Below are 26264 nucleotides of genomic sequence, written 5' to 3'. Positions count from 1 at the left end.
CTCTTGCTAAATGTTTCAGAATTTGTAATTCTACATCCATTGCCCTACTTACCTTCCAGAGTTTTTTCTTTTAATCCTTTTATTCAGAATACTCGGAAAGTGACAGAAGAGGGTTAACCTTTACGATGCCATCCAGGATCGATGTGGCTTCATGCGGGTTCTGGATATGTCTCAACCGATTGACCTGAACGCTATCTATACGACCGTCAATATCCTAGAGAAAATTACCGGGCGTAGACGATTAGAAATCGCAGAACTACTACAAGGATTTTCTCTAGATGACTTTGATCGTTTTAGCCTGAGCAGAGTACAGGAGGAACGAGTACCAGCATTGGATGCTGTGGAAAAACATGCAAAGTTAATGATTTTAGGCAAGCCAGGATCTGGAAAAACGACATTTCTCAAATATGTTGCACTCCAGTGTATTGAGGGCAACTTCAAACCAGCTTTCGTGCCCCTCTTCATTACCCTGAAAGAATTTGCAGAGGCTCCCCATAAGCTGAGCTTGTTAGATTATCTAATCCAACTCTTTAGGAACTATGGGGTTGACCCAGACACTAAAATCGAAACAGGAATGTGGACGAGATGGTTGAGTGGCAATGCCACCCCCGTGGAGTTACTGCTGAAACAGGGTAAAATTCTGCTGCTGTTGGATGGACTGGATGAGGTCAAAGAGACGGACAATAATTGGGTCTTACAGGAGATTAAAAGTTTTACTAACCAGTTCTCCAAAAACCTTTTCGTCATTACCTGCCGGATCGCGGCACGGGAATACATATTTGAGCGTTTTACTGAAGTTGAAGTTGCTGACTTTGATGACCAGCAGATATCCACGTTTGCAAATCAGTGGTTCCAGGCAAAGAATGATGAGGTCAAATCAAAAGCCTTTATCAAAACCCTACAAAAGGACGAAAGCATTCGCGAATTAGCAACCAGTCCTCTCCTACTAACCCTGCTGTGTCTTGTATTTGAGGAGTCGGGGAGTTTTCCTGCCAATCGGTCGGAGTTGTACAAAGAGGGCTTGGATGTATTGCTGAAGAAATGGGATGTGAAACGAAACATTAAGCGAAGTCAAGTTTACAAGAAGTTGTCGCTTAAGCGGAAGGAAGACCTGTTAAGCCAAATTGCCCTGGATACTTTTGAGCAGGGTAACTACTTTTTTAAGCAAAAAGAAGCCGAACGGTATATCACTCAATATATCCGGAACTTGCCCGACAGCCATACTGATGAAGAGTCATTGCAGTTGGATAGTGAAGCTGTACTGAAGTCAATCGAGGCACAACATGGGTTATTTGTGGAACGGGCACGAGAAATTTATTCATTTTCACACCTAACCTTTCATGAATATTTCACAGCCCGGAAGATTGTCACAAGTGCAAACTCGGAAGTCCTATTGAAAAAACTCTCGCCTCACACTACAGAAAAGCGGTGGAGGGAAGTTTTTCTACTAGCTGTAGGGATGTTAGAAAGTGCTGATCAGTTATTGCGAGCTATGAAACAGGAGATTGATCACCTTCTGGCTAAAGATGATCAACTTCAGCTGTTCCTGTCTTGGGTTACCGAAAAGAGTAAATCAGTTCAAGCATCCTACAAATCTTCAGCCATCCGAGCCTATTACTTCGCCCTTGCCCACGATATTAACCACGCCCGCAGCCTCGCCGACAACATCAGCCACAGACTTTACCCCTACCTCTACTTCTACCTCGATCTTGCTTTTGTCTACGACCTTGATCTCTACTTCTACCCGCCCAGCACTAGCAATCCTCTTCGCACTCAAGAGAAATTTCGCAAGTGTGAGAGTATCTTCCTCGATCTAATCTTCTACAGCCAGCTTGCCAATGCCAATAGCATTGAACTTGCCATTCCCCTCATAAACGTCATTGCCCGAACCAAAATCTCCAAATTCAGCCCTTACTACAACCTCTACTTCGGCCTCAGTGACGCTGACATAACTCTCTCATTCCTCAATTCTGAACTCAAACCATTGCTTCAGAGCTTAAAAAATCAGCTTCCTGATCGCAATGAAGATTGTAAACAGTTCCAGGAATGGTGGAAGGTAAATGGTGCAACATGGACTGAGCATCTGAGAGCAGTAGCGATCGAGCATCGTAACATCGGGCATGACTGGCAGTTTACCGATGTCCAGCAATATTTGCTCAAGCAGTATTACGATGCCAACCAACTCCTGGTTGATTGTCTCAACAGCGATTGCTATGTTAGTCGGGAAGTACGCCAGGAAATCGAAGATAGTCTGTTACTGCCGCTCTCCGAAATTGAACAAAACTTTCCCAAACAGCGCCTTAAATACTAGCTATTTGAGTAAGACAGACCAGTTGCGATCGCCTTTGATTTACAGGGATGATCGCAACTGGTTGTTTTATGAGGTAGTGAATGACGATGTCTCCTCTTTCCTGTGAAGCAATCGTTTTAATTAAGTTCGATTTAAGTCCCAATTGGGACTTAAATGGGGACTGGTCTGGGCTAACCTCGAATAGATCGATTGCTATGAACCTATCGATAAACCTGTTAACACACTTACTCTTTGGAATGGCTTTTGATTTTGACAAACTTTGCCTCATCCTAGGGAATGGCTTTTTAACCTAATGACAAAACGGTAAAACTGCTATGCCATATGGTTTTTAGCACTTCTAAGCGTAATAAGTTTTGGTATAATAGTATTTCAAGTGAACTATACTACTAATATAAAACAGCGCTAAGAGAATCTTTCTCAGGAAATCTGCGTTTTGCTGCAACGGCTAAAGGATTAATTCGTTTGCAAATCATTTCAAGGGGCGATCAGATGGAAACCTCATTCACTCCAAAAAATACTTCTTCTCATAACAAGTACAATTTCTTCCAACTGATTTTAGGATGGGAGCTTCTATTGAAGGGAAGTGACCAGTGGTTTTCTACTACTCCAGATGCTTTGGAACGCTCGCCTGAATTTGCAGAGATAGAAAAATTAGTGGAATCACTGTCTAGGGAACCTGGCGTTGAATTCGTTAGAGCTATTGCTCATAAACCAGACAGCTTAGGTGAAGTAACTATTGAGCTGCTCTCTTGTGCAAATGTACTTGAGCAGCGGCAGCTTAGAGAGAAGGCAATTGACTTAGTGACGGAAGCTGAATGGAAGCTTTCAGACCTAACGCAAAGCGAAGATTGGTTTTTTGACGCTAAGGTAACTAGAAAGTTTGACGACAACTTGGGACAAGGATGGTTAGTAACTTCTAGACATGCCGAATCATAGCGTTTATCGACGGCAAGCTGAAAAAAACGAAAACACGGCTAAAGCAGCCCAGTCAGGTTTTTTTGACTGGGCTGTTATTATGTGTTTTTATGCGGCTCTTCACTGGGTTAATGACTATGCATTTCGTAATAACGAAATGGGCAAACTAGAACCCAGTTTCTATGTTGATGAGAACGGCAAAAAACCCTCTGAACATGGAGCGCGGCTAAGATATGTGAAAAGGGTTGCTAGACGAACCGGATATATGGAGCTAGAAACTGCATATAAAAATCTTTTTGCTGAAAGTATGAAAGCTAGATATTTACAAGGCTTGGAAGAGGAAGATTGTACTGCTGTAGACCACTATAAAACGGTTGGAGTTCAATTCTGCTTCGATTATTTAGAGAAAGTAAAAAAAGGGTTGCCTTAAAATTTCTCAGTTCACTGCAAGCTTTCAGCTTAATTAACAATCAAACTACGGAATACATGGTTTGATTATTATTATTTATTTATAGCCAGAAAATACCACTTATAGGTTTTAGCATGTATTACATGGTAAAAGGATGACCAGAAACAATAGAAAGCAAGATGACCCAGGTCAATTTATCCAAAGATGAGACCGGCTGAGACAATTACACAGTATTCGTTTGACGAATTCAGTATGGGAAGACCTAGGAGAGATAGCTGACTCAAAAGAGATTACTAAGGCTAATCTAATAGAAGACGTTGTCAAAAGCGAGAAGCTCAAAAAAACTTGTCATCAAAAAGCGAAATATATCGCAAGCGAATTAAAAAAACATGAAGAAGGTTCTCAAAGATCCAGATGTAATGCGCCAGGGAAAGATGTAGGAGCAATCAAGCATGCCTTTGACGCCTTCTAAAAGAGATTCAATTACCCATGTATTACATGGGTAAAGTTCTAGTAACTTATACTTCTTCTTTTGATGCTTTTACACTGATGCTTTTACACAAAATCAAAGTGCCTCTCATCCACTCCACCTTGGTTATCATCACAAAAATAAATCCTCCGGCTCCTGCTCCAACTCACGCATATACTCACGCAAAATTCCCGGAACGGCGATCGCCATTCAAAAATAATAGGAATCTCTTTCCTGTAGATCCAATTTAAGAGATTTTAAATGGGATAAAATTGCTTCTCGTCCCAGTCGTACTCCCAGCCCCAACCATCTGGATCTAAACTTTGAACCCATTGTCCAAAATCATCTCTTTTCCGGCGTCGGGTGAGCGTGCTGGTATCTATTCCTAGTCTTTCTGCCAGACGACCCTGGATGAGCGGTTCCGATGGTGGAGACTGACGCTTTTGAGACGAACTGCTTTTTTTAGAATGAGGCGGGTTACTTTTTTGAGCAGTCTTACTGGAGAGCTGGCTGCTTCGTTTTTCCCCTTCCGTTCGGGGCAATGATTCTACTGCCGCCGCTAGCTCAACAACCATTTCTCTCAACTCCCCTAGCTTTCTCAGTTCCGTTTCCAGACTAGATAAGCGTTCTCTGAGTTTTGCTATCGCGGTGCTATCAGGATTGATATCACCCATTTCCGCTTCTAGGTTTTCAATCCTTTGAGTAAGTTCTGCGATCGCGGTGCTATCAATCTCGATAGCAGGATTGAACTCAATGTTGCTATCAATTGCTGATATCAATGATTGTAAGCCTGAGAGAATTTGAGGCGTCCGCCCCTGCCGATGCAGACGAGATAATTCACGCACGGCAGGGATTAGCGGTGTAGGAACGCGAGTCATTTGGCTAGGAGGAGAATCAGACATAGCGATATCAAAGGCGATCTCAAAAATGATAGCTCAATGCTATCAATCTCAAAAATGATATCGTCCTGCTATCAATCCGTTTGCTATCAATCGCTATCAATCTTGATATCAATTCAGTCGAACGATTGGAAGGAGAGGAGACCCAGCGATATCATTCTTAATATCTAAATGCTATCAATTTCAAAAATGATATCGTCCTGCTATCAAGCTCTTGATATCAACTGCTATCAATCTTGATATCAAAGGGCTTGAATCCGAGCGTTTCCCCCATAATATATCTTATGAGAATGTAGCTTCCCACAGTTGAAGATGAAAGAGCTGGTCGCGGTCTCCCATTTCCAAGCCTTATCCCCCACCGTCACCGTGCTGGCGGAAGCGAATCCAGCATTGGTTTATTTATCCGGGTTGGGTAGCGGTTCCCGGCGGACAATGCGGCAGGCACTGAACGCGATCGCTGGGATATTAACGCTGGGGAGCTGCGATTCCACGACTCTTCCCTGGTGGCTGCTTAGGTATCAACACACCTCGGCGCTGAGGTCAGAACTGATGGAGCGATACTCCCCGGCGACGGCGAATAAAATGCTGTCGGCGCTGCGGGGAGTATTGAGAGAGTGCCGACGCTTAGGGTTGATATCCGCCGATGATTACATGAACGCGAGTGACCTGAAGCAGATTTCTAGTGAACGATTGCCGAGCGGGAGAGCGTTATCGGTTGGAGAGATAGCTGCACTGATGGATGTGTGCTGCCGGGATGCCTCCCCTGCTGGCTTTAGAGATGCGGCAATGTTGGCGTTTTTGATGGCGGGATTGAGAAGGTCGGAAGTCGTTAAGGTCGATGTCTCGGATTTCAATCTGGAAACTGGAGAGATTAAGGTACTGGGCGGTAAAGGCAGGAAAGATAGGTTGTGCTATCCGCCCGGTGCGGGTCGAGAGGCGATTGCCGATTGGCTACATCTGAGAGGGAGTATCACCGGAGCATTGCTCAATCCAGTGAATAAGAGTGGGGTGATTCTGGTTGGGCAGCGCTTATCGTCTCAGGCAGTACTGAATGCTCTGGAAAAACGTAGCCAACAGGCGCAAGTGAAAGATTTATCACCCCACGACTTTCGGAGAACATTTATTAGTAACTTGCTAGATGCGGGGGCGGATATTTCTACCGTTCAAAGATTGGTGGGACATAGTTCGCCCCTAACAACATCTCGCTATGACCGTCGCGGTGAAGAAACTAAGCGCAGGGCTGTATCGTTGCTGCATCTGCCTTACGGAAGGGCGGTAGTGCAGGGAGTGGTCAATGAAGCTAGCTGGAAGGAACTTGGAGCTGGCGATGCTTAATAGCTAGAAGGGTCATTGCCATTGATATCAATATTGCTATCAGTGATATCAGTAAGAGAGGCAGATATTGATATCAATATTTGAGGAAAGCTGTTATCGCTCCGTGTTTGTCAAATGTCGAATAACAGATTATTTGGGAAGAACCCAAATGATTTATTATCTGATAATGGTTTCATTCTTATTTGAGAAGAGGGTGATTACGACTCAACAGAAAATTGCTCTGGATCGATTTCCCAATTACACCAAAGAATCGCCTCTCGCGCCGAAGTTCTGCGTTTGGTTCTTCCAGCAGTCATTGATATCGCCACTCCCTAAACAAGACTGCTCCATACTTCTGGGAAATCTGGGTTCCTCGCCAAAAATAGTAGCCCTCCCAGTCTGACCATTGAACAGCAGGTTGACCATCTGCGTGAAGTCGATCGTCTTCAATTCGCATCACTGGAGTAGTTAGGACAATGACTTTACTTGGTGTCACCCAAAAATAAAACAACCCCGCTTCAATCGCATCTACAAATGGCATCCACACTGCACAAAACTGATCGTGTTCGGGGCTGCTAGTCGTAGAATTGACAATCTCAACAGCCATAGCAACAGCCCACGAAGCCTCCGTTCCAGTCTTTCCCGCCGCATTCCAGTCACCATCCAATGCAGCCACCAATGCAGCCTCCCTCACAAAATTCTTCGTTGCATCCCACGCAAGACAACGCGGAGTATCACCCGCTGCATCCTCGGCAGACTTATAAGCACGATCAGCCGCATAACCACCATAACCACTGGCAGTCTTCCACCCAGCCCCAAACGCAGCATTCCACACATCATCCCACCCAGTCTTGAGTGCAGCACCTTTTGCAACCTTCTTCACAGCTTCCCTCGCATCTTGCCACGTCAAAGCAAACGCAATATCAAACCCACCATTCCACGCTGCATTCCACAGAGGATCGCTAGCGGTCTTATTGACAGCCCTAAGTGCAGCATTACACGCCGCTTCCTGCGCTGTCTGAACCGCGCCAAAATGTGGAACATCACTGGCAGCATGACTCGCCACATCGAACGCAGCCTCCCTCGCCGCCTCCATCGCCGCATTACTCTTGAAATGACTTATGGCATCAGACGCAGCCTGCCTCGCCGCCTCCATTGCAGCATTACACACAGCCCTCTCAGCAGCGTCCATTGCAACCTTCCACGTCGCATCATAGGTATCCTCCCACGCTGCATCAAATGCCGCATAAAAGGATCGATAAATCTCAACAAAGCGATCGCGTTGATTCAGTGCTATTAAATGCCGGGAAAACGCATCTCGAATTCGCTGTTCGCAAATCTGCGGGTTTTCGTAGTTGATCGCAACGAGTCGGTCGATGATCTGTTGAGCCTTGGGCAATAGATCGGTTGGCAACATAGTTTCATCCCTATTTGAGAAGAGGGTGATTATGACTCAACAGAAAACTGCTCTGGGTCGATTTCCCAGTTGCACCAAGCGATCGCCTCTCGCGCCGAAGTAATATCAGGTGGTGTCCGCAAAACGTGAATATGATTCGTGCTAGGACAAGTCATTTTTAACAGATAGATCGGTTCGACATCGATATCTGCCTCAATTTTTAACAGCGAGTATTCCCGCCAAGTGTCTATTTCTACGGCTTCAAGGTCTTGCACGATGCGCTCGTACCCAATGCCTTGAATCAAAACGCGCCGAAATTCTGCGTTCGATTCTTCAAGCAGCCATTCTGATTTCCAGCTCTCAGACACATCTCCGTATTTATTAGAAAATATGGATTCCTCGTCGAAAACATGGATTCCTTGCCAAAAATAGTACTCTGCCCCGTTTGACCATACAAGAGCGGGCTGACCGTCTTCTGCATGAAGCTGATTATCTTGAAATCGCATCACCGGAAGGGTCAGAACCATGACTTCTGTTGGTGTCACCCAAAACCAAAATAACCCTGCTTCAAGCGCATCTACAAATGGCATCCACACTGCACAAAATTGATCGTGCTGAGGGCTGCTAGCCTTAGAATTGACGCATTCAACAGCCTTCATTGCATACCGCCCCGCCTGATCTGCACTCCCAGACGGAAGCGACTTCTCAAAACTCCAATCGAAGTCGTACAAATCTTCATTAAATCTATTAAATATAGTATCCCATGCAGCATCTCTCACAGAATTCCTCGTCGCCTCCCATGCAGCATACGACGGGATCTGATACGGCCATGCAGCCTCCAACATAGCCTTATACGCCCAGTACCACTCAGCATCAAACGTGTCTAACAACGTATACCGATCCAAATCCTCAAGTGATTGATCGTAAATCTTGATCGGACGATCGCGCAGATTCAGTGCTTTAAGATGTTGGGAAAACGCATCTTGAATTCGCTGTTGGCAAATCTTTGGGTTTTCGTAATCGATCGCAGCCAGTCGATCAATGAGCTGTTGAGCCTTGGGCGAAAACTCAGTCGGCCACATAGCGCCATCCTTCGGGTTCATATTCACGCTGAATTCGTACCATCCAGTCACCTTGAGGAATGGCGATCGGCTGATGTTCTTCGTGGGTCAACAGTGCTGTAAGCGATAACACCTTCAAATACAGCGTTCCCTTGTACTCATACAGTTCCGCTTCGCCCTGGGTGATGCGATGGCGATGCCCCGTCACCTCGCCTTCTGCCAGAGTTAGATGTGTCAGTTTGGCTCCATCTACCGTTTCAGATGCGGGTATCAACATTACATCGCCTTGACGTAGTGCTTGCATCGCTTATTTTTACTCCATTTGATGAATGTGTGCTATCTTATGTAGTTTATTGTAGTATATTAATGTAATTCTGATACTGGTACACCCAAAATAGTGGTTTCAAAAAGCTTTTGCTGAAAGATAAAATCGCTGTATGGTATGGCGGTAGCTAGATAGTTGTTAGCTCTGAGATTGCAGTTCTATAAGTCGAGCGATCGCCAGTTCCTAGATAAAACGGGACGGTGATTGACCAGCTCAAGAACATTTCTCAGATTGAGCATTCTCGTCACCGTTCCCCGGTCAACCGAAGAGTCAACGTGGTATGTGGCTTAATCGCTTATTGTCACCAACCGAAGAAGCCGTCCATTGCAATTGACCGTAATTTCCTCCCCTCTGCTTAACCCGAACTCACGTTGAATAAGCTCTCGGCATTCAGATGCGCCAACTCAATTCTCTACTGACTTCTAGCGAGTGCAGCTTCGCAGTCCAATCACTTGAAAATTTCTGTAATCGAGTTTCCGGAAACCTGTTTGTAGCAGGAGTAGTAACAAATAACCCATGAGGGTACTGTCATGTGGTAGATCGCTTTGCTTACGATTAAGCAAGATTCTGCTTAGAACAAATCAGGAATTAGAGCGAGAAAATCACTTGCGATATCAGGGTAGTGTCGCAGTGGGATCGCATTTTTTACAGTTGACGGGAGTTGCCAAAATCCTTGTTAACAGCAAAATTCGTCTGTCGTTATATGACCAAGATGCTGATGGTTTGACAACGATGATTTTTGGGGAAGCTGAGTGGTCTAGTCTGGTGAGGTGAACCAAAGTATGCGAAAAGCTCGATTCAATTGTGATAGAGCAAATTAAACCATCACATATGAGGTTCTACCTTAGAAAAGATAATATTGAAGGTTGACTGGAAAAAATTACTCACCAATTTTCAATTCAAGATACGCAAATCATTCATCCATTTTACACAATCTAGTAGGAGTAATCGCATGGCTAGTGATATCAAACTTCTTGATGAAAATCAAATTCTTATTGAAGGGAATGTTGGAATTGGAACCCCAGACCCTGGATATAAGTTGGATGTCGCCGATCGAATGCGGGTAAGGCAGGCAAACAACACAGCAGGTATTTGGTTTTATCAAAGTAAACCTGCTAAAGACCAAGCTTTTGTCGGGATGGCTAGCGATACTCAAGTCGGCTTCTATGGTACTACTGGTGCTGGCTGGGGATTGGTGATGGATACCACTACTAGCAATGTTGGCATTGGTACTGGGCAAGCTAATCCAGTACGACGGCTCCATGTTGAGGGTTCGGAGATCCACAGTGCTGGTTCTGGGGCAGGTTTTTCCTTTAGCGATCGCAAGGTAAAAAGTTTTGTGGAAAAGCCATCTAAGGGAGAGCGGTGGGTTTGGTATTCCCATAACGGAACCGCTCATCTGTGGTCAGGGGAGAATAAGCTATCAGTCAGTTCAGATGGCGAAGTTGACATTAATGGTAGCTTGCAAGTCTTGGTTCCTAAACCCTCTTCATCTAAGGCTTCTGGTACCACTGGAACTGGAAAGGTAACATTTGATGAAATTATCAATGCAGGAGATATATCAGCAGGAAGAAAAATACCAACAGGAGAAATAGATGCCGACGATGTACGCAAGAATTTTGAGCTTGCTTTTGTTCCTGCTATTGTAGTGAGCAAGACAACAGGAAATGTCGGAATTGGAGTATTTTCTCCGTCTGTTAATCACCAGTTAGATGTGTTGGGCAATGCTCAGATAACAGGTAATTTAACAGCTACTACTGTTACCAATACCTCATCCAAGACGTTGAAAGACAACATTACCCAGCTTTCTGCTCAAGAAGCAATGGCAGCGTTGAGAGATTTAAACCCTGTTAAGTTCAATTTTAAAGCAGACGAGACGAAAGAGTTACACGTTGGTTTCATCGCTGAAGATGTTCCCGAACTGGTAGCAATGGCTGATCGAAAAACATTGAGTTCAATGGATATTGTTGCTGTTTTGACTAAGGTAGTACAGGAGCAGCAGCAGCAGATTTTACAACTTGTATCTGAGGTAAATACTTTAAAGCAGGCGCAGGCAGCACAGTAGATCAAAGAACTGTGACTAAGCTTACTAAATTTCTCACCATTTTCCAAGAAGTTTCTTATCTTGGCTAAAGCTATTTATAAAACTCTGTACCCTTATGATGGAAACACTTCGACAAGCTGCACAATTTTTAGGCTTCAATCAACCACAAGTGAGCTTAATCGAGTTAGTAACTTTTGTCTATCAGCAGATGTTTGCAGGAACTCAATACCCTACTTCGCCAAGTTTTGTTTTCCTGCGAAACACTTTAAGTGACCTGACCATTTATGATGTCACAGTAAAAACTGGTAATGTTGTGAATGCTGGTACAACTGCCAATGTCTTTATTTTTATTGGTGGTGGAAAGAGTTGGTTTGAACGTAAGCTTAATTCTTCTGTAACTGATTTCGCAATGGGTCAGACTTCTAAGTTTTCTATTCCAGCGTTTAAACTTAGTAAAGAAACATCTGATTCTAGTTATAGAGTTATTATTTGGCACGACAATAGTGGTACAGACCCTAGCTGGTATCTTGAGTCAATTACTATTCAAAATCGCCTCACGAATCAAATAATGAATTTTCCTTGCAATCGCTGGCTTGCTCGAAACAAGGGTGATTGTGCTATTAATCTATTTCTCGACCATGAAAAAGCATATCCAAATCCAAATATTGAGCATAAGTGTGAACTTTCCCCTGAAGAGCAGCCTGATGAAAACACACCACCACCACCATCGGTCGAGCCAGTAATATCTGTTAGTTCTAAGGGGGATGGTAGTTTCGTAGTTGACGGGTCACATTTTCTGCCTAACGCAAAGGTTTACATCCGCGTTGTAGATGATGAGCTAACAAATCTTTGGCTGAATACAACATCTACTCAACAAGGTACGTTTAGCTTTCCGACAGGAAAACTCTGCAAAAACCCTGGAGCATTGGCTTTTTCGGCTAATGATGGGCGTCCTGATAAAAACGATTTAACAGGAACACTATGGAGTAACACTATTACAGTTAGTTGTCCTATGCGAGATGATGAAGGTGAGTAAGTCGTTTTTTTTGCTCTGAAGGTTACCTGAGAAAAAAGTTATAGGATGAACCTTTATAACGAGTATTTACATATTGACAATTAAATGACTATCTGTACGAGGATTCACTTAGCTTCTTGAGATGCTGTCTATCCATACTATATCTACATCTTTTCCTAAGCGCAGGAAGAGGAGAATGTTAATTTGATTGCCTAACGTCTATTCAAAAGGCAATTAGGCCTGTTTACAGAACCTTTTACTGAAGTGTTAGTAGAAAAGATAGAGGCAGTGATTGAGTAGATAGTCATCGTTCGTTTTTCTCAAATGCAGGAGAATATTGATAGCCTAAAAAGCAATTATTGTCCTTAGCACTTCCCCAACGACCGAAGCAACTTCGAGTGCTAGGTAAACTCCTGGGTTAAATACAATCATTTCAGCAGAAACAGATATTAGTTCCCAGGAATTACTAGCGATATATGAAGATGAAGACGGTAATGTTACCTTTGAAGACTCGAAACAAGTTGTTGACGAGGCAGGAAATTTTAAGTAACAATATTTCCGTTTCACTCAGGAGTGTCTAAACCCGTTGAAGGTTGTTTACCATTCGTGATTGACATTGATTAATTCTCCATTTATTTAAAGACTCCTGGACAACATAATGCTCTTTAATTTCAGATACAAGGAGTTTAAGAAGGACTTGATACTGAATCACGACCAATTATTGTTGCGGAAAATCAGGTGGGGGCTTGATTTTTCCAGCCTTAACCAATTCAATAACTTGATTAAGTAAGTCAAGATGCCTAAGTACATAAGGTAGATTCTGCGGTCTTCTACTAAAGTTTCTTCCCCAGTTTTTTACCGTCTGTGAACTCAACCCACTTGCTTTCGTTAAAGCGTTAATGCAGCTCTTTCTGTAACCTTTATTCGGGTTGAGTGGTACCCAGCGGTTACAGTAATCAATCGGCTCTAGAGGAATTTTGCGGAGAGCTTCTATCCTCTGCTCAAACTCAGAACTCGGAGAACGGCTTCCAGTCTCCATTGATTTTTAATTAATTGGGTTGATAAATCTTGTCGAACAGCCAACGTGGGTTGAACTCATATCTGCTGCTGAAATTCTGGTTGTAGAGGCCAATGGGCTTGTTTAACTTCCACAAATGACCCAAAGCTCTCCCTTGATATACAAACGCCAGTCCCAATTGGACCCGAAACCGAAACTACAGGTGATCGCGTTCACTGGCGATTGAAATATTTTTGATTCTTCTGAGGCTTTTAGTTTTCATCACTCTGTCCATCTGCCCAGATGATTAGCCCTCTTTCATCCAGCTCATCCAAACTGGCAGCATTGATTTCTTCCACAAATGAATCTGGGAGCGAACTGACAAGTCAGCGCTTCGCTATCGCACAATTAGTTCAATCAATTGGGCAACAAACTTATTCATCCTTATTCTTTATTGAGGTTAGTAACCAGTTAGTAACCAATTAGTCACAGGCAGGTCATGGATGGGTCAGTCAGCGGTCAGGAAGAGGTCATGGGTCAGGGATATGACCGGAAGTAATGACCGCTATGACCCCTGCTGTGTAAGAGTCTGACTGTTCCTGACCTTACTGACCAAATAGCGAATTTAGCGCTTTTGACCAGGGTTCTCGCGTCTGGTCAGGAGGTCATATCCACGTTAAATTCGTCAAGCTCGTTTACGTTCACCAGCGATGCTTGAACCAGTTCATTAATAAGCAAACGCACCTCATCTGAATCTTTAGTTAGGTTGCGAAGTTGCTTGCACATTGTTCGAGAATTGCCGATTTTCACCCATCCTTTACCTGCAAACCAACTTCTCAAAACTTCTTTGGCTTGAGCATTATCGTGAATGACTTCTGCTGTATCACCGGGGTTTTCTTCTCTTGCCGGAGTATCAATATCAAACTCAAGACTCCAAATTCGATTCAGGTATTCAGGGGTATATCCTTCCAGTTTCATCCGTGCCGATTGACCGGGTTTATAGTACCTCAAATCAGGAAGTAAAGCGACCCGGCTTGGTTCTAACGTGGTGAAGATAATTGGGCGCTGGTTGTCTTTAGAAATTGACTTGAGTTCTTTGAATGTTGCTAGCAGCGCTGACCGTTCATCCTCGTCGGCAACCATATCTTTATTGCCAATCATGTTGGACAACACGCCGTAGGATTCGTTAATGCTGCCAAACTCATCGACTGAGTAGTTTCCCAATCCAACGAGATTAAAGTTTTTGCGACTGTTCCGGTCTGCTTTCATTCCAATAGCAGCTAAATTAAAGCTCTGTAAGTCAATAACCAGACAGACATTCAGCTCACGTCCGTTGTAAATGATGTCTGCTAGCTTGGTGAGATATTTAGAGCTTTTAACGGGTTCTTCATTCTTTAATTCTTCTAATGCCTGATTGATACTTAACCAATCAGCAAGAATTAACCGCACTGGGTTCAAGTCGGTTCTGGCACTTTCGGGCAACCTACGGCGTTTGTCGTAAATACCGTGGATATGGTCAATCCCTCTTAATGCTTCTGACGGGTCAAGTGCATCGAATAAAATCACTCGTCCTTTCTTGTCCAACCCACTGAACGAATCATTTTTCTGAGCAATCGCCCAAATTTCTGCATTTTGGTAACGCTGTTGAAACTTAGAAAGAAGGTATGCTTCGGTAACAGACTTACCTGCTCCGGTGCTACCCACAAGTAGGGTAGAGCGGCGAGAACCCACCAGCCCGTCTAGGATTGCCATGCCGATTGTTTCTGAGTCTTTGTTTAGGACTGTGCCTGATAAACCTTCTGCGGGGGGACTGTTAGGCGTGCTGAGTTCTACAGCTTGTTGGTTGTTGCTTTCGACCGACAACAGTTCGCCTGACGCATTCCCGTTATCCGGTGCGCTTGCTTCTGGCACCACTTCAGCTTCCATTGGCTCTTGATAAGGTGACAAGACTGCGTAGGATTGTTCAGCTGCTTGAAGCATTACTTGCTGATTGAATGCTTCCAATTCTGCTTGTGCCTGAACCTTAAGTTTTTCAAGGTTCACTCCTTCCCAAACTTGAGAATATTTCTGCTTTTTCAATTCCAATTCCGAGAGCGATCGCGCCAATGTCATTGACGTTGCAAAACCTCCGATCGCCACGAATGAGCCAAGCAGTTTAGCTCCCGCAGATCCTTGGGTTCGTCGGACATTTATCGCTCCAGTCGGGAGTCCCATCCAATCAGGTCTGACACTTTCGGTACAACCACTTTCAATCGGCAAACAGTAGTGGAGCTTGCCGTCAAACTGTCCCGCTGTTCCAACTGCCGCACCAATGACACCCAATGCCATCGCAGCAAACATGATTAACTTTGGATTCATCACGCTGCCTTCCTAAAAAAGATTGAGAGAAAGAGTGAAAACAATCCCAGCCCAATCCCAATCCAAATCAAAGGATTCACTACTAAAAAAATGGAAAGGACTGTATCCCAAAAACCTGCTATCACCGAGGTAAGGATTGCCAGCCCGATGACGCTGCTTACCTGTGGATTTTCTTTTCCCGTTAAGACGAGATATCCAGATGCACAGGCAATTAGAATGGCGTAACTAATTAACATTCCCAGAATTATCCGGCACAACAAAGCAAGTGCTAAGCTACCACTGAAATACAAACCAAACTCAGAGATATTCGCAAACATTCGATAGGACTTGATTGCATTACTTTCTTCAACGTGAGATTCAGCAGGAAGGAAATCAGCCTCGTGGTGAGACTGATGATTACTAGGATTGAACATCAGCTTTCACCTTGAATTAACGACCACCGCTGAACCAATCGCCAACACTTTGCCAGAATCCCTTCTTATGCGAAGAACGAGAGCCATTGGTGAGTAAGTCTTTACGCTCCTCCCGCTCTTTCCGAGCCTCTTCAGATAAGGCTTCTCGGCGTTCCATCCGGGGGATTTTTTCTTGAATCTGACTTGCCTTGCTTTGGTGCCGACGTGCCACAATCTGTAACGCAGTTTGGAAGTCCATTCGTTCCAAAGTGAGAGCGCTACGTCCTTCTGCATCAATTAGTCGGACGCCGTTCGCGGTTTTCTCTCCCATCATCCGAATGTGCTGCTGGTAGTTTTTCCCGACTAAGAATACATTGAGAATTTGTTGGTCAATTTTCTTAGCAGCGGCGGCAGCATCTTTCTGAATATTTGCGACAAACTGTTCGTACTGCACCTGCCCTTCAATCAGGGTTTTAAAATGGCTCTCTAAGATTGGTAGCACGTCAATCAATCGCTTCATTGCAAAAACTCTGTCTGTATATTCGGATAGCTGCTGGTCGGTCATGTTCGGAAGCTCGGCTAGGTCAATTCCGAAATAGTTCTTGGTCAAACCAGCAAGCGTTTTATCTAATGCGTGTACCCGATGAATAGCTGATTTTTTCGGTTGGTACTTGACGATGGCGGTGCTTTTATTTGATGAAAAATTCATGCTGACTCCTTAATCAAGTAATGTGCGAATACCCTGCAATGACAGAGCGTTGCTTGTGGTTTATCGACTCAAGCCCAGCGCTCGTTCCATACCTCTTTGTTCAGCCTGAAGTTGTTGAATTTGCTGAGATTGTTGCTGAATGATTAAGTCTCTGTTATCTGGTTGGGATGGCTTTATCCAGAAATAGAGTCCAAGTCCACAAACGAGTAAACCCAAACAAGTTGTTTCTTTCATCTGTTATTCCTCTTGAAGCGATATATTCTTAATGCCTGTATCTGATTTGTTCGCTTAGGGCTGCGATTAAACCTTCAATGTTGCTGTCTTCAAGTTGGTCGCAGGCTTCTATGAATTCACACACTTCGGGATCTTTATCCCAGATGTTCCAATCAACCCCAGCCGATTCAATGCAGCTTTGCATACAGGTAATCCCGCTGTTAGAAGGCTGCCAGACGGGTTTTTGAGCAATGAATCCTGCCAGCGCTGCCCTGATCACAATTTTTTGTTCGTAGGTGAACCCGTGCAGTTGTCCGCCGTATTGTTCTTGCAGTTCGAGAAGAACCGTTTCATTGATGCTGCTACTCATCTTCGATATCCTCCAGAGATTGCGATCTTGACTTGTACAAGTGCTGCTTGACCTTCCGGAGAGGAGCGAAACTGCTGAATGAATCCCTGCACCTGTTGCTATTGGGAAGGTGTCAGGTTATCAGGCATCGGTTCAAATAAGTTTGCGTGGTCAGCGATTCGTCGCAGACTATCTAAAATTCGGTCAGGATGCCCCTGGTGTTCACCCTCGATTCGCAGGATGTGGTCAGCAATATAAAGTTGGGTCACTTACGCTTCCCCCTTGCTGAATGGTGGACAAGGTTCGCAGTAATACGCAGTGCTACCTCTCGAACTTCTTGGTCTGCAATGCTATCAATAATTGGCTGTGGGTCGGTGCCTTTATGGAAAGCATCGGCTAACAAGAGCGCGGTATCTAAGCTAATTCCGTGAGCAAGATATTGACCGTCTGGAAATGAAACGTCAAAGTCTGCCATCATTTACAATGTCTCCTTACTATTTGGGGGAATAGCAGCCAGCGGTGCGGGTCGGTCAAACTTCACGCCGTTGGTTACTAAAAACTTTTTAAGCAACATCTAATAAATCACTCAGAGAAGAAGCTAGTACGTCATCATCGCTGAAGCTTCTAGGCTTCTCTATCGCTTGTACCTGTGCTGGGGTCGGCATCTCAATGATTCCAGTTGAATAAGCTGTTAAGCTTTTTCTAATGAATCGCTTGTGTTCGGTAATGATTTGGTGAACCACTTCTGAAGCATCTTTTGTTCCTAACTCCTCACCAATCTCATCCAGGTATGGAAGCAAATAACTCTTAATTGAAACTCTTTTGGAGGAAGTAGTACCCACTAGATTGACCTCTTTAATTTGATTTGCGCGAGCCGATCCAATCCACGCGCATTTAGCCAAGTTCCATCAGGACTGGTGATAACATTCCGAGCCGCTAACAGTTGGGTAATCGCGGGGAGTTGAGAACCTCCGCCAATCGCAACGATTGCTTCTGATTGTTCGCGCCAGGGGTCAATCGCTTTGAATGCTATCGCCAGATTTTGGCTAACCCAAGGTTTTAGCTCTGTGCTGTAAATCTGGCGGAAGTTCCAGCCTGTTGTTCCATACTGGAACGTTCCGTTTTCAATGCCAGCTCGAATTAAATGCCTGTCACCTTCGCGCTTCAAATAGCGGCGGCAATCAATGTTCTGAGCAATGGCATTGAACAGAGAATCAACTCCACCGACTGTAATCTTTCGCGCAATCAATTTTCCACCAGAACCGAAGACGCTACTGATAGCCGTCCCACATCCGATATCAAGGAAAATGTTCTGGGTTTTGGGTCGGATGAGATTCACTGCTAGCCCCGAAATCATAGCGCCCGAACCTTCTTCCACAATTGCAGTAACCGATAAATCAACATGGGTTACGCCTTTGTCATTAATTCGGATGGAGTGCTTCCCTTCTAGGGACTCTTTAAATTCAGACCCAAAAGCTTGAGCATCTTGAATTGAAGCGGCAACTGAAAGATTCCACTGCATTCGGTGGGGTAGTGTTCCTATTGCTCCTAAGAGTAATTGCAGACCCAATTGAATTTTTCCTGCCCGGTCATCAACGACCCGTTGGTAAGCTTGGGGATTATTTTGATATGCCAGATAACCACTAAGCCAACGCTTTCCGATGAGGTCGGAGCGATCGCCCCCTAAATATTCAATCAAGCTACCTTCAGGCGACTCTGGAACATCGTAAATCTCTCCGTGCAAGGGTTGAACATAAGACGGGATGCGAACTTCAACGCTATCTACTATTAGTTTGACGCTACCGTTACCACCGTCATACCCAACTGCCAGAAGTGGGGGAGATACGCCAGAAAATGGCACAGCCAGGGAAGTGCTTTGCATGAGGTTTATTCCTTGATTTAGTCCTAAAAAGCCTCGGAACCCTTCCAGCACATGACTTATACCTTCGTTCTCCCATTGCTAAGTTCTTGCAGAGTGGGTTGCCCAGTTAAGTCAGGAGTTGGGTAAGGTAGGCGCTTGCTGCCTATGAATGCTACGATAGCGCTATAACTACAAAACTGCAAGACTTAAACAAGTTTTTCTTCTTTATAGTTTTAGCTCTATAGCCTTTCACCGTTAAAGATGGCAGTCTATAGAGGTAAGACGATAAAGAGGTAAATACGCTTTGGAGGACGAAAAACCAGTAAAAATGTCCATCTACCTGTCAGAGGACACAAGGGCACGGTTTAAATCAGCTTGTGCCCTTGAAAAACGAAGCATGAATGAAGTGTTGACAGACTTTATTTACGAGTACATTAAGGAAAAAGAAGCCCCTCCAACAACTTCTAGAACTCGTAAGCGAAAGGAGGAATGATGCCTAGATAATCGCGTTGCAATTTATTCGTCCTGCCCGTTCAATGACTAGGCCAATGCGGAGTCGGAGTAAATCGATTAAGAGCTTTAAAAGATTGGGCTAAATCTACCGTAAGAGAGCTAGCCTTTCTCGCAAGGGATTTGCAGATGCATGAAGAAGTAATTGTTGAGTTACGCGATCGTAGTTTTCCCAAAAATAGAAGGAAAGAAGCTAATGGGGTTTGAAGAGTTGAGTTTAAAGGCATTGGAAACCAAAGTTGACTTCTTCAAACCTCGAATGAATCTGCTGCTAAGGCTTGGATTGATGAAGGGAGTTGTGCTCTAGCGAAAATATTGCTAAAGCTTCGGTTGAAATACGCTCGAATCACCTGGGATGGTTGTAGCCAGCCTTTAAAGATTTGGGCATCAATGGCTGACCCCGATAACGCTGAAGCTTCGGATCTACCTGAAGTCTGCGATGCAGTTTTTAATGACAACTGGTGGCTTGATTCTCACTTGCTAAGGATTCTAGAGAGAATGAGACCCTGAACATGAAAGATGATTGGGGGAAGATGCCCTTGATTATGTAAAAAGAATCTTAGAGCAGCAGAGTATTTTCAATCATATGATTTAACGGCAGTGGGGGTAGCTTGTCTAGTGCACCACTGAAGTCCCAATTGGAACTTCAGTGGACAAAAATGGAGAGTGATGTGACGCGAGAACGTGAGTAAGTAGTAGCGAGTCATTTGCAGTATAGTTACGAAGCAATGCTCCCCTATAGCCCTGGTCACTTCAGTTCTGCCTTTGAAGTTGTTGAGCTTGGGGTAAGAAAAAGACCTAAACACTTAGTGAGGATTAACCACTTTCAGCAAATCAATCGATCAGCTTCGTGGTAAAAGAATAAATATTGACTGCCTGATTTGCCCCCCAAGCAGAAACGTAGTATAAAGAGAAGAGGCTAGTACAGATGATCTGAAAAGCTCGTCTTTTAATTAATTATTTGATTGAAAATTAGCCTAAAAAAGAGCAAAAAAAAAGGAGGCAAGTTACCCGCCAGCACAGGTTCATCTCAAAGAACCGAAGTTACCGCGAATCAACCTACCAACCCAAAACAAGAATCTTTTAGATTCAAAATACTTACACTCATGGTACCCTGAGTCCCGGTAATTGTCCATGAGTGTGTCCGCTTTCTGAACCGAGGCAGAAAGTGTAGCGAAAAAAACGTCAAGGACTGGTTGGATGAATTGTTCCGGTGATGCCGGAAATTTCTGCATGGATTAAAAATTCAGCGGGTGGCTTCCTCTAATTCAACAAGAGGAAACCTTTCAATGCAATCTACTTCCAATACAGTCGATCCGAATCAAGCACAAGTTCTCATCACCCCTTTCGAGAAACAAGTACGCAGTTACTTAGAAGCCGTGGGGGAGGAAGACATTGACCCCGCTTCACACGAATGGTCTATCAGTGTTTTTGACCCCTACACCAGGTTACGAAAAGAATTCTCAAAATTCGATTTTGAGGAATGCCACCGGCAGATGGTTGAAGAACATAAGTCGATTAACTTCTGCTTGGCAAAATGGGCGGAGGAGGATTGTCAATGGCAGCGTTCTGGGCAACCGCATAGAATCCCGCACATCAGCAAGAATAAAGTTTCGCCACCTGAAAAGCCCAAACTAAAAAACTCACAAGCTAAGTCACAGACCAAGCAAACTTCAAAATCAAAGTCGAAACAGGCACAAAAGGCACAACCAAAAGCTACCCCGACTCCATCTGTTGATTTAGTTCAGATGCTAGAAAACGAAGTTTATCCCAAACTCTCACTAGAGCAGGTTTACTCGTGGGGGGGTCACAACTTCCAGTATTCTTCATACCAGGTACGGGGGAATCCACCTTTTGGCGACAGTAAATCGGGTACGAGTTTTACTGTCTTTCCAGATAGTCTACGCTTTCTGGATGCACACAACGGCAACGAACCGGGCGATCCAGTCAAGTATCTTTTTAGTTTGAAGGTTGGGCGCTACGAACAACCCAAAGGTCGCGATTGGATTGAGACTGTTAAAGAATTGTTTGCTCTAGCTGGTGTAGCCTTTCCGGAGCGCGAGTGGAACCCTGAACAAATCAAACAAGCACAGAGACGCGAGACACGACAAACAATCCTCAAAGCCGTTTGCGACTATTGTGCTGAAATACTTTGGACTGCCAGCGGTGATGCAGAAAGAAAGCATCTAATTGAGGAGAGAGGGTTCACGGAGGAAGGACTAAAAGACTTTGGCATCGGTGTGTATCCCTCAGTCAAAGAAGTCAAAGAAGTTCTGCAAGCGAAAGGATTAGACCTGGAATTCGCTCAGCAAATCGGTGTGTTGTCGAAAAAGTGGGAAGGTTATATGACTTTCCCTTGGGCTAATTCTTACGGGCAACCGTTGACCATCTACGGGCATCAAAGTAAGAAGTGGGCTGACGAAACAGGTAGACCGAAAAAGTATGCTTTATTTAATCCCAAAGATAAAGGGTTTAATCCCAAAGATAAAGGCGAAGTTTGGCTACACACCAAAGAGTCGCCTTACCTGTTAGACCGAGTAATTCGCGATCGCCACAAGGAAGCAGTCTTAGTTGAAGGGATTACAGATGCTGCAATAGCTCATCTGGTGGGTGATACAAGGGTTGTCGCTTGCGTAGCAGCAATGCTCTCCAAGGAGCAAGTACAAACGCTGAAACGGCAAAAAATCGAACGACTGACTATTTCGCTCGACCCGGATGAAGCTGGAATTTCCGGGGTGGGATCTTGCATCAAAAGTTTATTGGAGGTAGGCATTAGTCCATACGTCGCTCCTCAGCTCCCGGACTCTCTTGACCCGGATGAATTTATCCTCAAGTACGGAATAGGAGTTTGGAAGGAACACATATCAGCAGCGAAACACGCTTTCACCTGGATAGCAGAACAAATTATCGCCAGGGGCGACCTGTCCAGCGATTCGGGAAAAGAATCCATCTTGAAGCAAGCTGGTTCTTTTGCTCGTACCCTGAAGAGAGATCCAAGTGTGGATCTGTTTTTCTGGAAAGTCATTGCTGAAGCCTTGGAAATGGATATTGAAGCCTTCCGTAAACAACTTGAGGAGCAATTCAATTCTGAGGAGGAAGAACAATCCACTTCTTCTAAAAAGAGTAAAGAATCTAATAGTGATAAAGGCTCCGAAGAAGAAGGGTTCTCACCTTCATTAGAGCAAGGAGACCTGGCAGTTCTTTTTGCTGAAAAGTATCGTCATGAGCTAGCGTGGCACCTCGACCACAAAAAATGGTATCGATACGGTGCAAAGCAGGAAGGTATTTGGACAGAGTTTGACGATGACCTTGTTTGGCGTTTAGTAAGATCCTCGCTGTCGAGTCACTCGTATGAATCCAAATATATCAGTGGCACAGTGCGGCTGCTTAAATCTGACCTAGCTGTCGAGACGTGGGATGAAACAGAAGGACTACTTCCCCTACAAAACGGGGTGTTGAACCTTACCACTAAGGAATTCCATCCACACTCCCCGGAGAATCGATTTACCTGGTGCTTGCCATATCACTTCAATATCCTCGCTACCTGCGACCCCATTCAAGAATGGTTATTGGATATGGTTAATGGCGACATTCTGTTGGTGCAATTACTCCGCGCTTTTCTGAATGCAATCGTTACAGGTCGCGCCGAGTTACAGCGCTTTCTCGAATTAATCGGGCCAGGTGGAACGGGGAAATCAACACTCATCAGATTAGCAATTGCGCTAATGGGATTAAACAATACTCACACCACAACTCTGCAAAAACTAGAAGGGAGCCGCTTTGAGACTGCCAGTATTTACGGAAAAAGATTAGTCGTGATTACTGATTCCGAAAGATACTCTGGAGGCGTATCGGTTCTAAAGGCTTTGACCGGGCAAGATACCCTCCCCTATGAGGTGAAATTTCAGCAAAGCACCGGAGGATTCACTCCAACAGCAATGGTCATCGTTGCAGCCAACGAGCTGATTCAATCTGGGGACTATACAAGCGGGTTAGAGCGACGACGCCTGACGATTCCATTCACAAAACAAATCCCCCCAGACCAGCAGCGGAATCTCATAGAAGTCACAAATGGTAAACTACAGGGCGAATTCTTACCCTATATCCCTGGACTCTTGAACTGGGTTCTGGCGATGCCAGATGAGGAGGTAACAAATCTTGTAAAGCGTACTTCTACCCAAGTCCCCAGCCTTGCTGGAACGAAAGCTTCTACTTTGATTGAAACCAATCCCATTGCGTCATGGGCAGATCACTGCTTGATTTACCAAGAAGGCGCTCGTACTGCCGTTGGTGTCGCAAAGAGAAGTAAAAAGCCAGACGATGAGCATCAATATCAAAACATTCAGACATGGTTGTACGCGAGCTATTGCGAATATAGTGCTGCTACTGGAACTAAATTGATAGCGCTTCAACGTTTTGTTAGCCTAACAAAAGATTTGTTCCAATCCCAATTGAAAATTGATGTCTTGCATAAACGGGATAACAAAGGGGCGTATTTCCTAAACTTAAAGATCCGCAACGACAACGACGACAGAGACAAACCACGTCTGGTATCTGGTGATTTGAATGGCGATCCTCCTCCTCCCCCTCCATCTCAAAGAAGTACATTGTCGGTTCCCATTCATAATGGACTTGACCAGCCTCTTGTTGCCCTCCCACACAAAAGTGATGGACTTTATCCAGAAAGTGATGGCATGGTGATGGATAAGGTGACGGCTCAAACCCTTACCTGTGATGAACCTCAGGAAAGTGATGGACTTTCTCAAAACCTGGTTGATAATAGTCCAGATGCAAAAAAGTTGAGTGATGATGGAGCGATCGCGCTGACAGAAACAGTAAGCGATATACGAGAAGAAGGAAGTTTATGCGAAAGTCCATCACTTTCGCCGAAGTCCATCACAGGTAACGGTTTGAGCCATCACTCAGACCATCACTCATCCGTCACTGAGCCATCACCGGAGTCGCAGGAAGTAACCGATTCTTGGGGAACAGAAGATGTAGAGGCTGCTGAAATACCCTGGCAAGCACAAGTAATTCGAGACGTATTTCAGACGGAGAAAGGTGAATTTCCAGCAGATTTTAAAAGAGAAATCAAAACTGAAAAGGATAGTGACGAATTAAACAATTTTTCTAAGGAGGGATTGGAAGAGGTAGGGCACGATTGCAGCCCAGAGGAGATTGCTGCTATTGCCCAAATGATTCTCGATGAAACCGATGGAATTTTGATCATGCAGGTGATGAGCCTTTTTATGAACGCTAGCGAAAAAGCGGAGGAGGAAGTTTGGAAGCGCTTAACCCCAGAGGAACGGGAACGAATTGAAACCTTAAAAGCTCAAGCGCAAAGAGATGCACAACCTGGAGCTAAGTGTTGGGTGAAGTGCAGTGATTATGTATGGAGAAAGGCGACGCTAATTTCCGTGCCTAAATTCCCAGGAACAACATACTGGAGATTTGAGCTAGAGGATGAGCTAGAGGAAGTAAAGAAAGATCAACTCATACACACTCACAGGGATAGTGTTGGATCAAGTTGGTGGTTAATTGCTTAGTTCCGTTGCTGCGATCGCTTTCAATTGTTCGGAGGCGATCGCAACTGTTGTTTTCTGAAGTAGGAAACGGAAATGTCTCCTCTTTCTTGTGAAGCAATGGTTTTTTTGAAGTCCCAATTGGGACTTCAAGTTGCGGGGGGAAGTTTAGAGATGGAAGGGCGGGACTGGTTATTTTGAAGAAAGATAATTAACGGCTGCGGCTCCCTACAGATATCTAAATTACTTGGACAATTCTAATTCTGGACAAATTGAAATAAGCGGAGCAGTTGCCTACTCCGCTTATTTCAACTCAACGTCGTGGTGAGCTATTTGAGGAATTGCTCATTCTTCGTCCTCGTCTTGCAAAGCCATCAAAACTTTGTCGAGGCGATCATTTGCATCTTTGGCAAGCTGCACATAACGGATACTGGAAAATAGTCCTCCAGTTGCGGTTACGGCACCTTCTGGAACGTTACCTGACAATAAAAGCCCTGCACCAATCAAACCAACGGAGACAGAAATTGCTGTTGCTACGAAGGCAAGGTTAAAACTGAGACGAGCCTGACGAAGGCGTTCTTGAGCAATGCTCAACTCCATGTTGGAATAGGGATCGGAGCCAGATGGGAAGGGAAAACTTGAATGCCTCTTTTTCATGGTGTTCAGGTATCTCTCACAAGAAGTGGAATCAGGAGTTGGGCGCGCGCTTCTGTCCCACTACCATCAGACCCTGAAACTCTTTCTGCCAGGTAAAAGTTAGCTGTCAGACTTCTGTCAAACTTGTGTATGTGCTGTAGGTAGCTTATGGAACGAGGGATTCGGGCATCGGACGAGGGGCGAGAAAAGGTTGAGGAGACCCGAAAGCTTAAGGGTTGGACACAGGAGTATCTTGCTGGGGCATCCCAATGCACTCGACAAACGGTGAACCGCTTCCTGGCAGGCCAAGCAATCGAAAAGCGAATTTTCCAGGCAATTTGTGCCGAACTTGGTATGGATTGGAGGGCGATTGCAGACTTACCAGTGAGTGAACAACTTGGACAGCAACCCACACTCGATGATCTGGTTGAGACAGTTCGTATTAACCCTCTTCTGTCACTTTCCGGAGAAGCAAGTAGTAAATCAGTTAAATTATCCAGAAGCCAAACCGGGTTTAAATTGATTCATTGCAGCAATTAAATGATTAAATCCCAGCAAT

Annotated in this window: 24 protein-coding genes and 1 pseudogene; 11 read left to right on the top strand and 14 right to left on the bottom strand. The window is 44.6% G+C overall.

Annotated features, from left to right (window positions below; translation table 11 throughout):
- Positions 1 to 166: 166 nt before the first annotated feature.
- The 4 genes from NDA03_RS26775 (at position 167) to NDA03_RS26760 (ending at position 4107) form a co-directional block, all read left to right on the top strand.
- Complete coding sequence (locus tag NDA03_RS26775; protein ID WP_348239702.1) at positions 167 to 2311, top strand: NACHT domain-containing NTPase; 2145 nt, start codon at positions 167 to 169, stop codon at positions 2309 to 2311.
- Between the two features lie 462 nt (positions 2312 to 2773).
- Positions 2774 to 3247, top strand: coding sequence for a hypothetical protein (locus NDA03_RS26770; RefSeq protein ID WP_348239701.1), 474 nt, complete (start codon positions 2774 to 2776; stop codon positions 3245 to 3247).
- The gene (locus NDA03_RS26765) at positions 3234 to 3656 is read left to right on the top strand and encodes a hypothetical protein (protein WP_348239700.1); all 423 of its coding nucleotides are present in this window, start codon (positions 3234 to 3236) and stop codon (positions 3654 to 3656) included. Before NDA03_RS26770 ends, NDA03_RS26765 begins: the two co-directional genes overlap by 14 nt.
- Before the next feature lie 217 nt (positions 3657 to 3873).
- The gene (locus NDA03_RS26760) at positions 3874 to 4107 is read left to right on the top strand and encodes a hypothetical protein (protein ID WP_348239699.1); all 234 of its coding nucleotides are present in this window, start codon (positions 3874 to 3876) and stop codon (positions 4105 to 4107) included.
- 254 nt (positions 4108 to 4361) lie between these two features.
- Here NDA03_RS26760 and NDA03_RS26755 read toward each other — a convergent pair whose 3' ends face one another.
- Complete coding sequence (locus tag NDA03_RS26755) at positions 4362 to 5006, bottom strand: hypothetical protein (RefSeq protein ID WP_348239698.1); 645 nt, start codon at positions 5004 to 5006, stop codon at positions 4362 to 4364.
- A 309-nt stretch (positions 5007 to 5315) separates the two neighbouring features.
- On the opposite strand from NDA03_RS26755, the gene NDA03_RS26750 reads away from it, so the two are divergent.
- Positions 5316 to 6338, top strand: coding sequence for a tyrosine-type recombinase/integrase (locus NDA03_RS26750; protein WP_348239697.1), 1023 nt, complete (start codon positions 5316 to 5318; stop codon positions 6336 to 6338).
- Positions 6339 to 6630: 292 nt separating this feature from the next.
- On the opposite strand, the gene NDA03_RS26745 is transcribed toward NDA03_RS26750, so the two are convergent.
- Genes NDA03_RS26745 through NDA03_RS26735 form a run of 3 tightly spaced genes read right to left on the bottom strand, consistent with a single transcriptional unit; the run spans position 6631 to position 9078 of the window.
- Positions 6631 to 7734, bottom strand: a complete 1104-nt coding sequence (locus NDA03_RS26745) for a hypothetical protein (protein ID WP_348239696.1) — start codon at positions 7732 to 7734, stop codon at positions 6631 to 6633.
- 29 nt (positions 7735 to 7763) lie between these two features.
- Complete coding sequence (locus NDA03_RS26740; RefSeq protein ID WP_348239695.1) at positions 7764 to 8795, bottom strand: DUF6745 domain-containing protein; 1032 nt, start codon at positions 8793 to 8795, stop codon at positions 7764 to 7766.
- Complete coding sequence (locus NDA03_RS26735; RefSeq protein ID WP_348239694.1) at positions 8782 to 9078, bottom strand: hypothetical protein; 297 nt, start codon at positions 9076 to 9078, stop codon at positions 8782 to 8784. The genes NDA03_RS26740 and NDA03_RS26735 overlap by 14 nt, the downstream gene beginning before the upstream one ends.
- 218 nt (positions 9079 to 9296) lie before the next feature.
- Between NDA03_RS26735 and NDA03_RS26730 the strand changes: the two are divergent.
- From NDA03_RS26730 to NDA03_RS26715, 4 genes and pseudogenes are all read left to right on the top strand, one after another.
- Positions 9297 to 9458, top strand: a pseudogene (locus tag NDA03_RS26730) (IS982 family transposase); the annotation flags it as partial.
- A 157-nt stretch (positions 9459 to 9615) separates the two neighbouring features.
- Positions 9616 to 9873: a hypothetical protein gene (locus tag NDA03_RS26725; RefSeq protein ID WP_348239693.1), complete on the top strand. Its 258-nt coding sequence runs from the start codon at positions 9616 to 9618 to the stop codon at positions 9871 to 9873.
- Between the two features lie 178 nt (positions 9874 to 10051).
- Positions 10052 to 11164, top strand: coding sequence for a tail fiber domain-containing protein (locus tag NDA03_RS26720; RefSeq protein ID WP_348239692.1), 1113 nt, complete (start codon positions 10052 to 10054; stop codon positions 11162 to 11164).
- A gap of 94 nt (positions 11165 to 11258) precedes the next feature.
- Complete coding sequence (locus NDA03_RS26715) at positions 11259 to 12179, top strand: PLAT/LH2 domain-containing protein (RefSeq protein ID WP_348239691.1); 921 nt, start codon at positions 11259 to 11261, stop codon at positions 12177 to 12179.
- A 1633-nt stretch (positions 12180 to 13812) separates the two neighbouring features.
- On the opposite strand, the gene NDA03_RS26710 is transcribed toward NDA03_RS26715, so the two are convergent.
- The 9 genes from NDA03_RS26710 to NDA03_RS26670 form a co-directional block, all read right to left on the bottom strand.
- Positions 13813 to 15513, bottom strand: a complete 1701-nt coding sequence (locus NDA03_RS26710) for a hypothetical protein (protein WP_348239690.1) — start codon at positions 15511 to 15513, stop codon at positions 13813 to 13815.
- The gene (locus tag NDA03_RS26705; protein ID WP_348239689.1) at positions 15513 to 15926 is read right to left on the bottom strand and encodes a hypothetical protein; all 414 of its coding nucleotides are present in this window, start codon (positions 15924 to 15926) and stop codon (positions 15513 to 15515) included. The genes NDA03_RS26710 and NDA03_RS26705 overlap by 1 nt, the downstream gene beginning before the upstream one ends.
- A 16-nt stretch (positions 15927 to 15942) precedes the next feature.
- The gene (locus NDA03_RS26700; RefSeq protein WP_348239688.1) at positions 15943 to 16614 is read right to left on the bottom strand and encodes a hypothetical protein; all 672 of its coding nucleotides are present in this window, start codon (positions 16612 to 16614) and stop codon (positions 15943 to 15945) included.
- 60 nt (positions 16615 to 16674) lie between these two features.
- Positions 16675 to 16848, bottom strand: coding sequence for a hypothetical protein (locus NDA03_RS26695; protein ID WP_348239687.1), 174 nt, complete (start codon positions 16846 to 16848; stop codon positions 16675 to 16677).
- A gap of 28 nt (positions 16849 to 16876) precedes the next feature.
- On the bottom strand, positions 16877 to 17197 hold the full coding sequence (locus NDA03_RS26690; protein ID WP_348239686.1) for a hypothetical protein: 321 nt from the start codon (positions 17195 to 17197) through the stop codon (positions 16877 to 16879).
- A gap of 98 nt (positions 17198 to 17295) precedes the next feature.
- Positions 17296 to 17445: a hypothetical protein gene (locus NDA03_RS26685; RefSeq protein WP_348239685.1), complete on the bottom strand. Its 150-nt coding sequence runs from the start codon at positions 17443 to 17445 to the stop codon at positions 17296 to 17298.
- On the bottom strand, positions 17442 to 17654 hold the full coding sequence (locus NDA03_RS26680; RefSeq protein ID WP_348239684.1) for a hypothetical protein: 213 nt from the start codon (positions 17652 to 17654) through the stop codon (positions 17442 to 17444). Before NDA03_RS26680 ends, NDA03_RS26685 begins: the two co-directional genes overlap by 4 nt.
- A gap of 85 nt (positions 17655 to 17739) precedes the next feature.
- Positions 17740 to 18018 (bottom strand): hypothetical protein, encoded by a 279-nt coding sequence (locus NDA03_RS26675; RefSeq protein WP_348239683.1) that lies wholly within the window; start codon positions 18016 to 18018, stop codon positions 17740 to 17742.
- Positions 18018 to 19058, bottom strand: a complete 1041-nt coding sequence (locus NDA03_RS26670; protein ID WP_348239681.1) for a hypothetical protein — start codon at positions 19056 to 19058, stop codon at positions 18018 to 18020. The genes NDA03_RS26675 and NDA03_RS26670 overlap by 1 nt, the downstream gene beginning before the upstream one ends.
- A gap of 1778 nt (positions 19059 to 20836) precedes the next feature.
- Between NDA03_RS26670 and NDA03_RS26665 the strand changes: the two genes are divergently transcribed.
- Entirely contained in the window at positions 20837 to 25093 is a 4257-nt protein-coding gene (locus NDA03_RS26665) for a phage/plasmid primase, P4 family (RefSeq protein ID WP_348239680.1), read from the top strand.
- A 321-nt stretch (positions 25094 to 25414) separates the two neighbouring features.
- Here NDA03_RS26665 and NDA03_RS26660 read toward each other — a convergent pair whose 3' ends face one another.
- Positions 25415 to 25726 carry a hypothetical protein gene (locus NDA03_RS26660; protein WP_348239678.1) on the bottom strand — a complete coding sequence of 104 codons (312 nt, stop codon included), beginning with the start codon at positions 25724 to 25726 and terminating at the stop codon, positions 25415 to 25417.
- Between the two features lie 147 nt (positions 25727 to 25873).
- Here NDA03_RS26660 and NDA03_RS26655 point away from each other — a divergent pair, with 147 nt between their 5' ends.
- Positions 25874 to 26245, top strand: a complete 372-nt coding sequence (locus tag NDA03_RS26655; RefSeq protein WP_348239677.1) for a helix-turn-helix transcriptional regulator — start codon at positions 25874 to 25876, stop codon at positions 26243 to 26245.
- Positions 26246 to 26264: the final 19 nt, after the last annotated feature.

Source organism: Trichocoleus sp. Lan (genome assembly GCF_039961855.1).
Classification (GTDB): Bacteria; Cyanobacteriota; Cyanobacteriia; order Cyanobacteriales; family FACHB-T130; genus FACHB-T130.
The sequence above is the reverse complement of the archived record's forward strand: the minus strand, read 5'-3'. Positions and strand labels throughout refer to the sequence as shown.

What these genes read in the sequence shown, in the direction of transcription:
- NDA03_RS26670 (WP_348239681.1), bottom strand. Translation starts at nt 19,058, where the DNA reads ATGCAAAGCACTTCCCTGGCTGTGCCATTTTCTGGCGTATCTCCCCCA.
- NDA03_RS26700 (WP_348239688.1), bottom strand. Translation starts at nt 16,614, where the DNA reads ATGAATTTTTCATCAAATAAAAGCACCGCCATCGTCAAGTACCAACCG.
- NDA03_RS26655 (WP_348239677.1), top strand. Translation starts at nt 25,874, where the DNA reads ATGGAACGAGGGATTCGGGCATCGGACGAGGGGCGAGAAAAGGTTGAG.
- NDA03_RS26665 (WP_348239680.1), top strand. Translation starts at nt 20,837, where the DNA reads ATGCAATCTACTTCCAATACAGTCGATCCGAATCAAGCACAAGTTCTC.
- NDA03_RS26720 (WP_348239692.1), top strand. Translation starts at nt 10,052, where the DNA reads ATGGCTAGTGATATCAAACTTCTTGATGAAAATCAAATTCTTATTGAA.
- NDA03_RS26755 (WP_348239698.1), bottom strand. Translation starts at nt 5,006, where the DNA reads ATGTCTGATTCTCCTCCTAGCCAAATGACTCGCGTTCCTACACCGCTA.
- NDA03_RS26725 (WP_348239693.1), top strand. Translation starts at nt 9,616, where the DNA reads ATGAGGGTACTGTCATGTGGTAGATCGCTTTGCTTACGATTAAGCAAG.
- NDA03_RS26740 (WP_348239695.1), bottom strand. Translation starts at nt 8,795, where the DNA reads ATGTGGCCGACTGAGTTTTCGCCCAAGGCTCAACAGCTCATTGATCGA.
- NDA03_RS26695 (WP_348239687.1), bottom strand. Translation starts at nt 16,848, where the DNA reads ATGAAAGAAACAACTTGTTTGGGTTTACTCGTTTGTGGACTTGGACTC.
- NDA03_RS26745 (WP_348239696.1), bottom strand. Translation starts at nt 7,734, where the DNA reads ATGTTGCCAACCGATCTATTGCCCAAGGCTCAACAGATCATCGACCGA.
- NDA03_RS26705 (WP_348239689.1), bottom strand. Translation starts at nt 15,926, where the DNA reads ATGTTCAATCCTAGTAATCATCAGTCTCACCACGAGGCTGATTTCCTT.
- NDA03_RS26735 (WP_348239694.1), bottom strand. Translation starts at nt 9,078, where the DNA reads ATGCAAGCACTACGTCAAGGCGATGTAATGTTGATACCCGCATCTGAA.
- NDA03_RS26690 (WP_348239686.1), bottom strand. Translation starts at nt 17,197, where the DNA reads ATGAGTAGCAGCATCAATGAAACGGTTCTTCTCGAACTGCAAGAACAA.
- NDA03_RS26750 (WP_348239697.1), top strand. Translation starts at nt 5,316, where the DNA reads ATGAAAGAGCTGGTCGCGGTCTCCCATTTCCAAGCCTTATCCCCCACC.
- NDA03_RS26765 (WP_348239700.1), top strand. Translation starts at nt 3,234, where the DNA reads ATGCCGAATCATAGCGTTTATCGACGGCAAGCTGAAAAAAACGAAAAC.
- NDA03_RS26710 (WP_348239690.1), bottom strand. Translation starts at nt 15,513, where the DNA reads ATGAATCCAAAGTTAATCATGTTTGCTGCGATGGCATTGGGTGTCATT.
- NDA03_RS26715 (WP_348239691.1), top strand. Translation starts at nt 11,259, where the DNA reads ATGATGGAAACACTTCGACAAGCTGCACAATTTTTAGGCTTCAATCAA.
- NDA03_RS26775 (WP_348239702.1), top strand. Translation starts at nt 167, where the DNA reads ATGTCTCAACCGATTGACCTGAACGCTATCTATACGACCGTCAATATC.
- NDA03_RS26680 (WP_348239684.1), bottom strand. Translation starts at nt 17,654, where the DNA reads ATGATGGCAGACTTTGACGTTTCATTTCCAGACGGTCAATATCTTGCT.
- NDA03_RS26660 (WP_348239678.1), bottom strand. Translation starts at nt 25,726, where the DNA reads ATGAAAAAGAGGCATTCAAGTTTTCCCTTCCCATCTGGCTCCGATCCC.